Below are 14,921 nucleotides of genomic sequence, written 5' to 3'. Positions count from 1 at the left end.
TCCTGATCCGTCAGAATCACCTCGACCGTCGGCCGACCCATACGCGCCATGAGCCCAGCCTACTTCTATAGCGAAACAAGGACTCAGGACACTAGGACGGCCATGCAGATGGCATGAGTGGCTCCGAGGTATCCGGTGCCTATGACGGTGAGGCGGGGCGCCGGCTTGTCACAATCAAGCGGTTCCACGGCGTCGCTGGGCGACGGGACAGCGATGGCTGCCAATGCTCACTCCACAAGTCTTAACGGGTGGTGGAGGAACGAGTAGCCATCAGAGTCGGACCTACCGGTCACCGCCTGTGCTGGCCCGCTGGACTAAGCGTCTGCCAAGGCACCAAATGGCGCCCCAGGTCCACGACACATGGCGACACCACGGACACCCAGTGTCAAAGTTGAACAGACTTACAGCCCCCAACCAGGCAGACTCCCCCCGCCCAGTTTGCGTCTCGCCCCCCAAGCTGTTGAACGCGCATCAAAGTAACCCATGAATCGGACTTGTGTTGAAGGTGTGAACAGCCGTAATCATGCTGTGATCATTCAGGCCTACGCCTTCGACGTTCGGCTCCGGCCGGACACCGCCGACGCCGAGCTGACTGACCTGATGAACTGAGCGATCAGTTACGCGATCGACACCGTGCCCGTCAGCGCAGGCTGAGCGTCGACAGGCGGAGACCGCCGCTCAGGACCAGGTACACGTCCCGGCGGCCCTTCGCGGCGGCCGTCAGCGGGGCCGTCACCGTCTCGTACGTGTACGGCGACGACGTGCCGTCGAAGTGGGCCCTGCCGGCCAATGTGCCGGTGGGAGAGCCGAGGCGCACCTCCAGCGTGCCGGAGGCGCCTGCCAGCCGGGTGGTCAGGGTCGACGCGCCCGAGCCGAGCCGTGTGTCGGCGAACTTCAGCCACGCCCCGTCGGTCGTCGCGGCCACCGCCGTTCCGCGCGCCTTCGACTCGTCCACCAGGCTGATCGCGTCGTAGTCGTCGAAGTTCTCGGCGCGGGTCACCTTCGACAGGTCCCGGGGCGGGATCGTCTCGCCCCGAATCGTGAGCGGCGCACGCGCGCGGATGTCCGCCGACGACGCGCCCACCATCACGTCGTACGTTCCTTTCTCCACCACCCACTTCGAGCGGGTAACGTCCCAGTGCGCCAGGTCCGACGTGCGCAGCTGCAGCCGTACCGTCCTCGTCTCGCCCGGCTTCAGCGGCACCCGCGCGTACGCCTTCAGCTGCTTCAGCGGCTGCTTGTCGCGTGACACCCGCTGATGGACGTACAGCTGCACGACCTCGGCGCCCGCCCGGCTGCTCGTGTTCGTCACCGGCACCTCGTACCCGTCGTCGACCCGCTTCAGCTCGCCGTAGCGGAAGCTCGTGTACGACAGTCCGTACCCGAACGGGTACAGCGGCTCCCCCTTGAAGTACTGGTAGGTGCGGTCGGCCTTGACGATGTCGTAGTCCAGGATGGACGGGAGGTCGGACTCCGACCTGTACCAGGTCTGCGTCAGGCGGCCCGCCGGGTTGGCGTCGCCGTACAGCACATCGGCCAGTGCGTTGCCTGTCTCCTGGCCCGCGTGCGTCGTCCACAGCAGGGCCGAGAGCTCCTTCTGCAGGGAGGCGAGCGTCGTGGGGTAGCTGTTCTCGACGACCACCGCCGTCCGGGGGTTGGCCCGGTGGACGGCCTTGACCAGGGCCTCCTGCGACGGGGCGAGCCCCATGTCCGTACGGTCGTGGGCCTCGCGCCCGTTGATCGAGGGCATCGATCCCACGACCACCACCGCTGTGTCCTTGCCCTTGACCGCGGCGACGGCCTCGTCGACGCCACTGCGCACGATGTCCTTCGTGTAGTGCGCGGCCTTGTCCTTGTCGACCAGGCCGAGCGTGCCGTCGTCGCCCGCCGGGCCGAGGTAGACCGGGTTCGACCACCAGGACTCGCCGGTCTCGTAGCCCGCGTACCGCAGAAGGTACGTCCCGTCGTCCTGGCGCTCCAGCCTGAACTGCTGCTGCACGAACCAGCCGTTCGGCTGCGTCTGGTCGTTGACGAAGTTCGACCAGTTGTAGCCGACGTACTTTCCGTTGGCGGCCGAGCGGAGTGTGACGATGCCCGATCCCCAGTCGAACACGTCGAACTGAGAACCCGGCCCCGACGCCGTGGTCTCCTTCAGGGCGGCGCCCGCGTCGCCCGTCCCCGCCGTGACGTACTTCCCGGTCGCCGTGTCCTTCAGCGCGATGCGGTCCACGCCCTCGCTGCTCGCCACGGGGGTGCCGACCTTCGGGACGCCACGATGCGGCGGGTCAGCCCTGAATCCGCTGGCACCCGGGCAGGCCCTGGCAGGACGCCGTCCGGCCGGGGCCTGCTGAGCCTCGAAGACCAGCTGTAGCGGGCGCTGCGCCTACAGATCCGTGAACGCGAGGGGGGATGATCCGCTCATGCGCGTACGACGAGAGGTCCGCTGGGTCCTTTGGGGGCTGTGGCTTGCGTGTCTGGTGTTCTCCGTCTGGTTCTTCGCGGAGGTGATCATGCTGTTCCTGCAGGCCGAGTCGTGGTGACGCGGGCGGGATGGTGGTCGGTTCGGGAGCGTCGGATCCTCGCCGAGGCCGGCGGCGTCACCGCGGCATACGGGTACAGGGCGTTTACAGCACCGACGCTCCACGGTCACCCCTGACGACCCGGTCGACCGCGCGGCCGATCTGCTCTTCAGCTTTCCGACGCAGTACCGGGCGGGGCTGGGTCGTCGAGGCGCACGACGCAGGGCGCGAACGCGCCGCGTTCACTTGTCAGTCGCCGTGATCGGCGGTGGCTGCCTGGCCGGTTGCGAGGGGAGATCGAAAGGGTGAGGGTGGATAGGGAACACAAGTCCGAGTGCCGAAAGGAGCTTCTGATGGAAAAGCGAAAGGCCGGACTGTACGCGCTCGACCTGACGGAAGCGCGCTGGACCAAGAGCAGCAAGAGCAGCACCGCGCCTTACTGCGTCGAGGTGGCACACCTTGGTGACGGAGCGGTGGCGGTCCGTGACTCGAACCACCGGGAACTGCCGCCGCTGCGCTTCACTGCGGAGGAATGGGCAGCGTTCCGAGACGGCGTGCGCGAGGGCGAGTTCGGCTAGAGCCCGTTTCGCCGCCAGCGGGAAGGCGATGTGCTGGGGGCGGTCGGTATGCCCGCGCAGGCTCCGCCGGGGCCGCGCCGCACCGCCGCGGCGATCGCCGACGCTGTGCACCACCCGCCCGGCATCCGCGTCCGGGACCTGCCGATCACCCTGGACGAACTCCTCCAGTAGACCCCCGACGGCGGCTCCTCGTCGACCCGGATCCGCCGCCGGACCGCATGCCCGACTGGACGGCGGGCTGGACGCCGGGCGCGATTCCTCCGCATGGCCCCGGCGCGGCTCGGCCCGGTCGTGGGGCTCGCTGGTTAGCTAAAGGCTGGTCAGGTCTTCGGCTGAGCGAGGCGGACATGGGCGACGTGAACGAGGTCAACAAGAGGATCATCGGTGAGTTCCGGGCGCGGGGCGGGATCGTCTCAGGCCACTTCGAGGGCAAGCATCTGCTGCTCCTGCACACGGTCGGCCGCCGCACCGGCCAGGCGCGGGTGAACCCCCTGGTGTACGCCGCCGACGGCGACAGTCTCCTTGTCTGCGGCTCCTCGCGCGGTGCGGACAAGGACCCTGCGTGGGTGGGCAACGTCGCCGTCATGTCCGAGGTGACCATCGAGGTGGGCGAGCGCGTTCTGCGGGCGACGCCCACCGTCGTGACGCATGCGTCGCCCGAGTGGGAGCGTCTCTACCGGATCTGGTCGGCGTACTGGCCCGAGAGTGTGCAGTACGAGACCAAGACGTCCCGAAGGTTCCCCATCGTGAAGCTGGAGCCCGTCGCAGTGGGGCCCGCCTCCGTGGGGGAGTCCGGGCCGGCTCATGGGGCCCTGGGGCACGGCGACGAAGGCCGGGTAGTGCTCGACGGGAGATGAACGCGGACCAGGTCTGGATTCTGGGTGCCACCGGCCGGTCCGGCCGGGCGATCGCCGCGCGGCTGGCGGCCGGTCCTCTGCCGCCCGTTCTGGTGGGACGCGATCCCGAGCGCCTGCGCGAGCTGGCCGGGACGCTCGGCGGCACGCCCCGGACCGTGCCGGCCGGGTCGGTCGATGCCGTCGTGGCGCAGCTCGCCCGGCACGCGCCGACGGTCGTGGTCAACACGATCGGTCCGTTCACCGAAACGGCGGCACAGATCGCCCGCGCATGCCCGCCGGGCACGCACTACGTCGATCTCGCGAACGAACTCACGGCCGTCGCTGGGCTGCTGGGACTGCGTGACGAGGCGATCGCGGCTGGACGGTGCCTGGTGACCGGAGCGGGCTTCGGCGTACTGGCCACGGAGAGCGTCGTACTGAAGCTGTGTGAGAACCGGCCTCCGGCGACCCGTGTGAGAGTCGACGCGCTGCCGATGACCGAGTCCGCGGGCGGCTTCGTCGGCTCGGGCCTGGCGGCGAGCATCGTCGAAAGTCTGGCGCTCGGCGGACGCCGCTATGAGCACGGCCGGCTCGTACGGGCCAGGCTCGGGGCCGACGCCGAGCGCTTCGCCCTGCCCGACGGATCGACGGCGCACACGCTCGGCGTCCCGACCGGTGAGCTGGAGGCCGCCCACCGGGCCGGCGGTGCCCCTTTCGTGGTCGCCGCGTCGGGCGCGCTGCCGTCCGGGTGGGCTGTGCGCGCCGTCCTGCCGGTGGCGGCGCTGTTGCTGTCGCGGCCGGTGCTCCGCCGCACCGCCGAGCGCCGGCTCGCCCGGGTTCCCTCGCGCGGGCGGGGTGGGGAGTTCTCCTGGGCGCGGGCCCGGATGTGGTGGGCCGACGGCCGTACCCGAGAAGGGTGGCTGCGCACGGGCGCGGCCATGGAGTTCACCGCCGCGGTGGGGGCCGAGGTCGCGAGCCGTCTGGCCCGGGGCGAGGGCCGGCCGGGCACCCACACACCCGGATCGCTCTTCGGCCCGGAACTGGCCGTGAAGGCGGGCGGCACGTTCCTCCTCGACGAACGGGCCTCTCTCGACGAACCCGACCAACCCGGCTAACCCGACGGACTCGACGGACTCGACGGACTCCACGGACTCCACGGACTCGACGAAGCAGCGGCGAGATCTCCACGACCCGGAGCAGCGTCCGGCAGGGCTGGCCGCCGAGCGGGCGCGGCCGGCACAGTGCCCGCTATGGATGACCTGCCTCCCGGCGCGCTGCTGGTATTCGACCGGACCGAAGACCTGCTCGCCTTCGAGTCCTCCGCGCACGCCACGAACTACCTCGAGGCGATCGATGTCGACGAGGGCGAGTACACGGCGGCCTACACGCCCGACGGCCGGGTGCTGGCACTGAGCGCCCCGGAGCCCTGGAAAGGGCCCGTCGTCGTGACGAGGACCGACCGATCCGACCCGGCGGACCTGGAGCGAAGGGTGGCCCGCTACTGGCAGGTCCATCAGAAGGGTCAGTCCCCTCGCGACCCCAGGGACACCGCACGCTTCCTGATCGCCAGGGACAACCGGCCGCGCGAGGGATGGCTGAATCGGGTCACCCATCTGCTGGGACGGACCCATGCGCAGCGCGCGCCGAGGAGATGAACCCGCACGGCGTGAGCCGAAGGGATGAGCGTGCGTGCAGGCGGGAACCCGCATGGCGGGCACAGTCAGACGCTTGCCGCTTGCGCGACTACAGAGTGAACTCCCGGCGCGTGTCGGCGTGGATGTCGCCGCCTCCCGGCGCCAGGCCCTTGGGCGATAATCCGGGGCATGGCCTCACCGCCCCTCCTCTTCGCACTCTTCGAACCGCACCGGATCGGCTGCGCCCGGCGACCGCCCTCCGGGCCCCGCGCCACCGTGCCGTCCGCGGACGCGCAGGCCGCCGCGTGACAGTCCCCGAACCGCACCGGCGTCTGCTCGCCGACGTCCTCGCGGTGGGCGCCCCGTACCCCCTCGCGATCGCCGGTGGCTACGCGGTCCTCGCGCACGGCCTGGTGGACCGGCCCAGCCGGGGCGTGGATGTCGCCACGGAGAGCCCGGACCCGATGGAGGACATCGCCTCCGCCGTCCGGGCCGGTTTGGCGCAACGCGGCTGGCTCATACGCTCCCTGGAGGCGGACCCCCTCTCGGCCCGGCTCGTCGTCGCCGACCCGGTCTCGGGCGAGGAGAGCGAACTCAACGTCCTCAAGGAAGTGCTGTGGCGTCCGCCGGTCCCCACGGAACTGGGTCCGACCGTCTCCCTCGAGGACGCCGTCGGGACCAAGGTGCGCGCCCTCGCGGACCGTGGTTTCGCCCGGGACCTCGTCGACGTGTACGCCGCCTCGGACCGCTGGAGCCGTGCGGAACTGGAGGAACTCGGCCGGCGCCACGCCCGTGACACCTTCGACCTCACCGATCTACAGGCCCGGCTGACCGGCATGGAGTGGGTCGACGACAGGGAGTTCACGGCCTACGGCGTCGACGGTGACGCGATCACCGAACTCCGGCGGTGGGCACAGGAATGGGCGGACGACATCGCGGAGCGGCTCGCCGAGTCGGAGGAACCGCCGGAGGAGTGAGGTCACCGCTTCCGTGGGGCAAGGGGGCAAAGGGCAAGGGGCCACGGCCTCTGACTGGTCCCACGCTCCGCGCCCGTCTGCCGTTACGTCAGGTGGCCGATCCGTTCCGTTTCTTGACGAACTCATAACGCGGCGGCCGCATCCGGTGATCCGGTCCGCGGTGTCCACTTGGGTGTCACTCATCGACACCCTGTGAGGGAAGTGAAGTGCCATGGAAGGCACCGTCGTCGCGGTCGTGCTGGTGGCCGTACTGGCTCTGGTCGTGCTGCGCAGTGGGATGCGGGTGGTCAACCAGGTCGAGCGTGGGGTCGTGTTCCGCTGGGGGAAGGCGCTGCCGCACCACCGGCAGCCGGGCGTCACGTTCCTGATCCCGTTCGCCGACCGGATGCGGAAGGTGAACGTGCAGGTGGTGACCATGCCGGTGCCGACGCAGGAGGGCATCACCAGGGACAACGTCTCCGTCAAGGTCGACGCCGTCGTGTACTTCCGGGTGACCGACCCCGTGCGGGCCGCGATCGAGGTCCAGGACTACGTCTTCGCGGTCGGCCAGGTCGCCCAGTCCTCACTGCGGTCCATCATCGGCAAGAGCGACCTGGACGACCTGCTGTCCGACCGGGAGCGGCTGCACGAAGGGCTCGCTCTGATGATCGACAGCCCGGCGGCCGGGTGGGGCGTGCACATCGACCGGGTCGAGATCAAGGACGTCCAGCTGCCGGAGTCGCTGAAGCGGTCCATGTCCCGGCAGGCCGAGGCGGAGCGCGAGCGGCGCGCCCGCGTCATCACGGCGGACGGCGAGTTCCAGGCGGCCCAGCAGCTCGCCAACGCCTCCCGGATCATGTCGGACACACCGGAGGCCATGCAGCTGCGACTGCTCCAGACGGTCGTGGAGGTGGCGGCCGAGAAGAACTCGACCCTCGTGATGCCCTTCCCGGTGGAACTGCTGCGGTACTTCGACCGGGCGGCTCGCCAGTTCGGCCAGGAGGAGAGCCACGTCGACGACACCGGCAAGGGACGGGCAGCCGGGGGCGGGAACCCCCGATCCGTCGATCCGCGCCTGTCGACGGCGGTACCCGCGCCGACGAACGAGACCGACGGCACCGGCGCCTGAACCTCCGGGGTCCCGGGCCTGCCCGGCCCGGGACCCCGGAGCTCTCAGTCCCGCCGGGCGCCCTGGCCCGGACGCCGGACAGGACGCGGAAACGGGCCCGCGGCCGTCCCTCGGGACGGCCGGTGACCGGCCGCCGCCCCTGCCCACGCCAGGGTGAGGGTCGCCACGAGCGACGCCCCCGCCATCAGCGTCATCGCCGATGCGGGCGCCGTGAGTTGGGCCAGCGCCCCCGCCACGGCCGCGCTCACCCCCTGCATCGTGAGCATGCCCGCCGAATGCAGGCCGAGGGCGTGGCCGCTCAGCTCCCGCGGGGTCAGGTCCATCAGATGTTCCTGCTGGATGAGGCTCGCGCCGAAGCCGACCGAGGCGAGGGCCGCGCAGGCGGCCGCCACGGGCACCGCGGGGCGCAGCGCGAAGAGCAGGTACGGGGTCGCCAGGAGCACCAGGAACGGGATGCCGAGGCGGCGGCGCAGGGCGGGCGGAAGGAGACGGCCCGTGATGACGTCCCCGGCGAACATGCCGAGTGCCGCACATGCGAACAGCGCGCCCGCCCGGTCGGGCGCGTAGGAGACGTACAGCGATTCGCAGCCGACGACGAGGCCGTTGGGGATCCACAGCAGGAGGTAGGTCGTCCGACGGGACGGGGACGACCACAGCAGCGCGTTGGTGCGCCAGGTCTGCGCGATCGACGGGCGGCCGGAGGTACGCGGGGCACGGCGGGTCAGGCCGAGGCGGGCGCCCGCAGCCGCCGCCAGGTACAGCGCCGACGCGATCAGCAGGGTGGTACGCGGGGACAGGACCGTCACCAGGACGCCGCCCGCCGCGTATCCGCAGATCTGGAGGATGCCGTTCATCATGTTGAAGACGGAACGGCCCGGCAGATAGCCGTCCTGGGACAGGATGTCGTTGAGCAGGCCCCAGCGGACCCCGCCGCCGAGGGACTGGACCAGGCCGAGCAGCAGGATCACCGCGAAGACCGCGCCCAGCGGCACGCCGGGCGCCGCCATCGCCGCCGTACCCGCCGCGAACACCCCTGCGATGCCCGTCATCGTCGCGCGCGGTGGCAGCCGGTCCGCCGCCGACAGCAGCGTCGCCGCGCCCACGACTTGCGCCAGCTGCGGCCCGAACATGCTCACCGCGGAGAGCAGGGGCGAGTGGGTGGCCCGGTACACGAGCGTGCCGAGTGCCAGACCGCCGAGGGTGGAGGCGGCCGTCTGGAGGGAGGCGGTCAGGAAGAGCGGGGTGAACTCGCGGGTGTGGAAGAGGTCGGAGTAGCTGCGCATGGCCGGAGTCTGAGCGGGCGCCGGGGGCCGTCGTTAATGTTTCGCGTACGCGCGAAAGGTCGCGGCGGGCCGATGCGTTGGCGACGCCGAAGCGGCGATGGCGCCGAAGCAATGATGCCGTCGAGTTGGGAGGGCGTGCGCACCATGGGTCTCTGGTACGTCAACGCCGACACCCTCGCCGGAAGCCGGTTCGTGCTCTCCCCGCTCGCGGAGGCTTTCGCGAGCCTCAAGGTGCTGCACGCGGGCACCGCCTCGCACCCCGGCGAACGCGCCTGGCTGGAAGCCCACCTGCCCGGCTACCGCCGGTGGCTGGCCGACGATCCCGTCACCGCGCTGCTCGTCCGCTGCGGCCTCGGCAGGGAGTGGATCGCGGACTTCCTGACGCCCACCCCGCGGGACGGGGAGACCTTCGAGGAGGGCGTCGCCCGGGTTCGCGCCGCGTCACCGGCCGCCGCCCGCGCCCATCTCGGCCTCTCCCTGCGCGGTCCGCTCCCGGCCCTGCTGGACCGCGACGACCTGCCCGAACGCGCCGCCGAGCTGCTCACCTATGTGTGGACACACACCGTGCTGCCCTCCTGGGACCGCCGGCGCCACGTCCTGGAGGCCGATGTGGTCGCCCGGACCGCGCGGCTCAGCCGGGACGGCTGGGCGGCCGCGGTGGACACCCTGCGGCCGGGCCGGACGCGCTGGCTCGGCGGGAACCGCCTCCAGGTCAACCTCCACGCGTATCCGCCGCGGGAGATCTCCGGCGCGCAACTGCTGTTCGTCCCCGTCACCCCGCAGACCGGCTGGGTCTCCTGGGAGGAACGCGACCGGTACGCCGTCGTCTACCCGTGCGCGGGCGTGCTGGCCCAGGGACCGCACCGGGCGGTGCCCACGAGTCTCGCCGCGCTGCTCGGGCCGGGGCGGGCCCGGGTCCTGGTGCTCCTCGACTCGCCCCTGAGCACCAGCCAGCTGGTCGCCGTGACCGGGCAGGGGCTCGGCTCGGTCGGGCGCCATCTCAGGGTGCTGCTGGACGCGGGGCTGGTGGAGCGGCGGCCGGCGGGGCGGTCGGTGCTGTACTCGCGCACGGCGGCGGGTGAGGTGCTGGTCACAACGCAGCGCGGCTGACGGGGATGTCATGGGGCGGAGTTAGCATCCGCTGCATGACGACTACTGACAACACCGCCGGATCCGTCCTCGACGTGGAGATCGGCGCCCTTCAGGGCGGTCCCGCGCAGCTGTCCCAGTACGCGGGCAAGGCCGTCCTCGTGGTGAACGTGGCCTCCAAGTGCGGGCTGACGCCGCAGTACGCGGGTCTGGAGCGGCTCCAGGAGCGGTACGCGCCGCTGGGCTTCACCGTGCTCGGAGTGCCCTGCAACCAGTTCCTCGGGCAGGAACCCGGCAGCGCCGACGAGATCGCGGAGTTCTGCTCGGCGACGTACGGCGTGACCTTCCCGATGACCGAGAAGACCGAGGTGAACGGCGAGGGGCGGCACGCGCTGTACGAGCGCCTGGTCGGCTTGGAGGACGCCGAGGGGCACAGCGGGGACATCCGCTGGAACTTCGAGAAGTTCCTGATCGGCAAGGACGGCCGGGTCGTCGCCCGGTTCTCGCCGCAGACCGAGCCGGAGTCGGCGGACGTGGTGGCGGCCGTGGAGAAGGCCCTCGCCTGAGCCCACGCGAGGCCGACGCCCCGCCTGACGTCGCCCCGGGGGCCTGGGCCGCGCTTGACCTTGCCCCTGGGGCAGACGGGAGCGTCCTCGTCACCGGGCGGAAGGCGCCCGGTGACGGGGGATGACGGGCGGCGCGGGCCGCGCAGCCCCGGCGAGGGGGCGGCCGGGGTTCGCGACGCGGCGGGGGCCGGCCACCGTCAGCGCAGTTCCTCCGGGCAGGGTGTCCCCCGCGGCAGCTGGTACGGCGCCGCCAGGCGGTAGGTGCCCGCGCTCGGGGCCACGAGTTCCGTCCACTTGTCGCCCGACGCGTCCTCGGCCGTCTCCATCAGACAGCCGTTGACGTTGTCGTACGTCTTCGGCGTGCCGTCCGGGCGGTGCTTGGACTGCTCCGTCTCCTGCGGCGGCTTTACCCCCTTGCCCTCCGTGTCGACCAGGCCCAGCCAGGGCGAGTACGGGATGCGGATGAGCACCCGGCCCGCCTTCTTCACCTCGATCGTCAGCTCGCCCTGGTCCGCGCGGTCGACGACCGCCGGGGGATCCGCCAGGGGGACCGGGTCGGTCACCGCGAACAGCTGCCAGTTGGCGTCACCCCAGATCTGCCTCAGGTACGGCATGCCCCGCTGGACCAGCTGCCGTTCCCGTTCGCCGCCGTTCCCGTCCGGTTCGTCCTTCGGCAGCACCACGTAGTGCACCGCCCAGCGCTGAAGCCACGCGTGGTAGTTCGCGGAGTTGAGCGTGTCGTCGTAGAAGAGCGGGTTGCGCTCCATATCGGCCTGCCGGTTCCAGCCGCGGGCCAGATTCACATACGGCGCCAGCGCCGACGCCTCCCGGTGCGAGCGCGCGGGGACCACCTCCACGCGGCCCCTCTCGGCACCCACCACCTGGAGCTGGTTCACCAGCGGGGCCAGCTCGCGCGCCCAGGACGCCGCCGGGGTGGTGTGGATGATGTCGTCGACCGTCTTGATGCCGATCCAGGTGGTGAAGCCGGCGAAGGCGATGACGGTGACGTACCACTTCCGGCTGCGCGGCACCGTGAACGGCAGCGCCGCGACCAGCGCCACGCCCGCGAACAGCATCGCCAGACGCGTGATGTTCGAGCCGATCTGGGAGCTGATCAGCCAGACGAGAACCACGGACAGCCCGTACACCGCCGCGGTGATCCGTACCGTCTTCCACTCCTCGGGGACCAGGAAGAAGACGAGGACCGAGTAGAGGAGCGGCAGGATCACCGACGCCCACGTCATCGGCTGCGTACCGGAGAACGGGAACAGCCAGGAGGAGAGGCCCACCACCGCGGCCGGGGCGAGGCCGAGGGCCCATGCGCCCGGGCGGCGGCTCTGCAGGAACAGCGCCACCGCGACCAGGCCGACGAACAGGCCCGCCACCGGAGATGACATCGTGGCCAGGGCGGCCAGCGGGGCGGCACCCAGGGCCTTCGCCCAGCGTTTGTTGCGCCAGCGGTACGGCCAGCAGAAGACACACGCCGTCGCGCCCAGGGCGAACATCGTGCCGAGGCCGAACGTCACCCGGCCCGAGATGGCGTTGCACAGCAGCGCGAACACCCCGGCCAGAGCGGGCCACCACGGCTCGCGGACCGCACGGCTGCGCATGAGGATCAGCGTCAGCAGCCCCGCCGAGATCGTCCCCGCGATCATCATCGTCGTACGGACGCCGAGCACCGACATCAGATACGGCGACACCACGCTGTACGACACCGGGTGCATGCCGCCGTACCAGGCGAGGTTGTACGCCGAGTCCGGGTGCCGCCCGACGAACTCCGCCCACGCGTCCTGCGCGGCGAGGTCACCGCCGCTGTTCGCGAATGCGAAGAACCAGACGAGGTGCAGCAGCCCGGCGAGGACCGTGACGGTGAGCACGGGGTGCCTGCGGGCCCGTTCCGCGCCGCGCGAGGACCTCAGACGGGCGAGCAGGGTGTGCCGCCGGGGAACCGTCGCACCGTCCTGGGCGGAGGGCTCGGGGCCGGCATCGCGCGCCCTGTTGCCGGTCCGGGCGCCGGGGCCGTCCTCAGGAGGCGTGGTCGGTTCGGGGCACATGGTCGCATCAGTGGCGGGCTCGGCCGGCGGTATTCGCGGGCCCGCGCTCCGGTCCGGATGCCGACCCCGGTCGGCGTCGTCGGCATGTGTCGGCTCCGCTGTGGCCACCTGAAGGCACTCCCCGTGTCCCGTTCCGTTCGCCCCGCGTCCGGTTCCGCTTCCGCCCCGCGCCCGGACACCCGTAAGAGTTCCGTCACTGTTCCGTCAGGGTTCTCTCGGAGGTCCGTCCCGGGCCAGACTTCGCGGCTCTCGGCCTGCCCCGGTCTCGCGACGCTAGCACGCACCCCGTCGGCGGGCTCCCGGGTGGGGGCCGCCGACGGGGTGCGCCACGTCATACCTGCCGGACGGGGCGTACGGCGGTTCAGCCCAGTCGGGTGAGCTTCGCGCCGTAGCCCGGCTCGGCGAGGTCCTTCTGGAGGGCGACCGGAATCGTCACCGCGTGGCGGGAACCGTCGCCGACCGTCAGCTCGCCGACCACCGTGCCGGCCTTCGCCTGGTGCGGGACCGCCTTGCCGTGGTCCCCGATGGACAGCCTGGTCCGCAGACCCGGCCAGCCGATCGCCGTCATGTTCCGCGTGGCGACGACCGGGGTCCTGCCGCCCAGCTGGTCGTCCACATACCCGACGACCTCGCCCTTCTTCACCACCGTCGCCGTGGTCAGGCTCTGCTGGACCTTGTCGATCAGCTTCTGGCTGTTGGTCAGCGCCAGCTGGAGGCTGTCCCAGACCCGGCCGGTGTGGGCGTCCTGGTTGAGGACCGCGCCGTAGATCGTCTGCGTCTTGCCGTCGACGACCTTCGTGGCCGCCCACACCAGGTTGCCGCCGGCCGGGGTCGACGAACCCGTCTTCAGACCGATCACACCGACCTGCCTCACCAGCAGGTCGTTGTTGTTGTAGATCGTCCCGGTCAGGCCGGGGATGTCCGCCTTGGCCATGCCGACGATGTCGCGGAACACCGGGTTCTGCATGACCTGCCCCGCGAGCTTCAGCTGGTCGACGGCGGTGCTCACCGTCGACTTGTCCAGGCCGCTGGGGTCGGTGTACGTGGTGTGCTTCATGCCGAGCCGCTTCGCGGCGGCGTTCATCTTGCCGACGAAGGTCTTGCCGTCCGAGTCCCAGCGGGCGAGCAGCCGCGCCGCGTTGTTCCCGGACGGGATCATCAGCATCTGCAGCACCTGCCGCTCGGTGAACTTCTGCCCCTTCTTCACGGCCGCCGTCGACTCGTCCTCGTTCTTGGACTCGTCCTCGGCCTGCTGGTCCACGGTGATCTCCGGGCCGCCCTCGTTCCCCTTGAGCGGGTGCTCCTGGAGGATGACGTACGCCGTCATGATCTTGGTGACGCTCGCGATCGGGCGCGGGGTCTGCTTGCCCTCGCTGCCGACCACGCCGACGCCCTCCACCTCGACCGCCGACTGCCCCTGCCCCGGCCAGGCAAGATCGAGCTTGCCACCGCCGAAGGTGTACGTCTCGTCGGCGCTCAGCCCGAGGGTCGGGGTCGGCAGCGGACGGAACGCCTGCACGATCGCAAAGATGATCACGAGCAGCACGACGAGCGGGGTCCAGATCTTGATCCGCCGCAAAAGGGTGCGCACCGGGGTCTCCGGCGGCGGCGGAGTGTTCGTCAGCTCGGCGAGCAGGTCCAGCGGGGGTTTCGGCGGCAGCGGCTGCTGGGTGGTGCGCTCGGGGCCGACCCGGGGCATCGCAGTGGTCGCGTCGGCGGGCTTCGACCGCCCGGATGCGGGCTGCGCGGTCTTCGGCTGCGCCGCCTTCGACTGCGCGGTCTTCGGCTGCGCAGACCTGGGCTCGTCCAGCGGCTTCAGCGCGACGAACCTGCTGGTGCGCTCGGAGTCGGACTCGGGCTTGCCGGACGCCGACGGGGAGGACTTGTCCGCCCACGAGGGGCCGGACTTGCCGGACTCCTCCGGCTTTCCTGATTCGTCAGCCGACTTTTCGGCCTTCTCCGACTTTTGCGAAGACTCGGACGACTCGGATGACTTGGTGGCGCCGCCGAGCTTGAGCATGGTCGTGGGCTGATCGACGGGCGTACCAGGCTCTTCGAGCGCCTCAGGCGTCTCGGAAGTCTCGGACTTGCCGGAAGCGGCGGCCTCCTCGGACGCCTTGGCCCTCTCGGACGCCTTGGCGCCGCCGAGCTTGAGCATGGTCGTGGGCTGGTCCACGGGGGGCCGACGTGGCGCCTTGAAGACGGCGGTGGGCTGGTCCACGGCGGGCTTGGACTCCTCGGCGTCCGCATCGCCCTCCGAGTCGTCCTCGGAGTCGT

13 protein-coding genes are annotated in these 14,921 nt (G+C 71.0%); 9 read left to right on the top strand and 4 right to left on the bottom strand.

What is annotated here, in order from left to right; translation table 11 throughout:
* Positions 1 to 640: 640 nt before the first annotated feature.
* Positions 641 to 2,248, bottom strand: coding sequence for a glycoside hydrolase family 3 C-terminal domain-containing protein (locus ABZ823_RS18355; RefSeq protein WP_361660792.1), 1,608 nt, complete (start codon positions 2,246 to 2,248; stop codon positions 641 to 643).
* 624 nt (positions 2,249 to 2,872) lie between these two features.
* On the opposite strand from ABZ823_RS18355, the gene ABZ823_RS18350 reads away from it, so the two are divergent.
* The 7 genes from ABZ823_RS18350 (at position 2,873) to ABZ823_RS18320 (ending at position 7,652) form a co-directional block, all read left to right on the top strand.
* A complete protein-coding gene (locus ABZ823_RS18350; RefSeq protein ID WP_361660790.1) occupies positions 2,873 to 3,097 on the top strand; it encodes a DUF397 domain-containing protein in 225 nt (74 codons plus the stop codon).
* Positions 3,098 to 3,145: 48 nt separating this feature from the next.
* Positions 3,146 to 3,268 carry a hypothetical protein gene (locus ABZ823_RS18345; protein WP_361660787.1) on the top strand — a complete coding sequence of 41 codons (123 nt, stop codon included), beginning with the start codon at positions 3,146 to 3,148 and terminating at the stop codon, positions 3,266 to 3,268.
* A 176-nt stretch (positions 3,269 to 3,444) separates the two neighbouring features.
* The gene (locus ABZ823_RS18340) at positions 3,445 to 3,954 is read left to right on the top strand and encodes a nitroreductase/quinone reductase family protein (protein WP_361660784.1); all 510 of its coding nucleotides are present in this window, start codon (positions 3,445 to 3,447) and stop codon (positions 3,952 to 3,954) included.
* Entirely contained in the window at positions 3,951 to 5,048 is a 1,098-nt protein-coding gene (locus tag ABZ823_RS18335) for a hypothetical protein (protein ID WP_361660781.1), read from the top strand. Before ABZ823_RS18340 ends, ABZ823_RS18335 begins: the two co-directional genes overlap by 4 nt.
* Before the next feature lie 135 nt (positions 5,049 to 5,183).
* The gene (locus ABZ823_RS18330) at positions 5,184 to 5,588 is read left to right on the top strand and encodes a hypothetical protein (RefSeq protein WP_361660778.1); all 405 of its coding nucleotides are present in this window, start codon (positions 5,184 to 5,186) and stop codon (positions 5,586 to 5,588) included.
* A gap of 284 nt (positions 5,589 to 5,872) precedes the next feature.
* Positions 5,873 to 6,544, top strand: coding sequence for a nucleotidyl transferase AbiEii/AbiGii toxin family protein (locus ABZ823_RS18325; RefSeq protein ID WP_361660775.1), 672 nt, complete (start codon positions 5,873 to 5,875; stop codon positions 6,542 to 6,544).
* A 211-nt stretch (positions 6,545 to 6,755) separates the two neighbouring features.
* Positions 6,756 to 7,652, top strand: coding sequence for a slipin family protein (locus ABZ823_RS18320; RefSeq protein ID WP_361660772.1), 897 nt, complete (start codon positions 6,756 to 6,758; stop codon positions 7,650 to 7,652).
* Positions 7,653 to 7,696: 44 nt separating this feature from the next.
* On the opposite strand, the gene ABZ823_RS18315 is transcribed toward ABZ823_RS18320, so the two are convergent.
* The gene (locus ABZ823_RS18315) at positions 7,697 to 8,935 is read right to left on the bottom strand and encodes an MFS transporter (RefSeq protein WP_361660769.1); all 1,239 of its coding nucleotides are present in this window, start codon (positions 8,933 to 8,935) and stop codon (positions 7,697 to 7,699) included.
* A gap of 144 nt (positions 8,936 to 9,079) precedes the next feature.
* Here ABZ823_RS18315 and ABZ823_RS18310 point away from each other — a divergent pair, with 144 nt between their 5' ends.
* Both ABZ823_RS18310 and ABZ823_RS18305 read left to right on the top strand, forming a co-directional pair.
* Entirely contained in the window at positions 9,080 to 10,045 is a 966-nt protein-coding gene (locus tag ABZ823_RS18310) for an ArsR family transcriptional regulator (protein WP_361660820.1), read from the top strand.
* A 35-nt stretch (positions 10,046 to 10,080) separates the two neighbouring features.
* Positions 10,081 to 10,590 carry a glutathione peroxidase gene (locus ABZ823_RS18305; protein ID WP_361660766.1) on the top strand — a complete coding sequence of 170 codons (510 nt, stop codon included), beginning with the start codon at positions 10,081 to 10,083 and terminating at the stop codon, positions 10,588 to 10,590.
* Between the two features lie 197 nt (positions 10,591 to 10,787).
* Here the strand turns inward: ABZ823_RS18305 and ABZ823_RS18300 are convergent, their stop codons facing one another.
* Positions 10,788 to 12,752, bottom strand: coding sequence for an MFS transporter (locus ABZ823_RS18300; RefSeq protein ID WP_361660764.1), 1,965 nt, complete (start codon positions 12,750 to 12,752; stop codon positions 10,788 to 10,790).
* A 253-nt stretch (positions 12,753 to 13,005) separates the two neighbouring features.
* A partial coding sequence (locus ABZ823_RS18295; RefSeq protein ID WP_361660761.1) for a serine hydrolase occupies positions 13,006 to 14,921 on the bottom strand: 1,916 nt, incomplete at its 5' end.

The sequence above is a fragment of the Streptomyces sp. NPDC047079 genome (assembly GCF_040643755.1).
GTDB lineage: Bacteria > Actinomycetota > Actinomycetes > Streptomycetales > Streptomycetaceae > Streptomyces.
The sequence above is the reverse complement of the archived record's forward strand: the minus strand, read 5'-3'. Positions and strand labels throughout refer to the sequence as shown.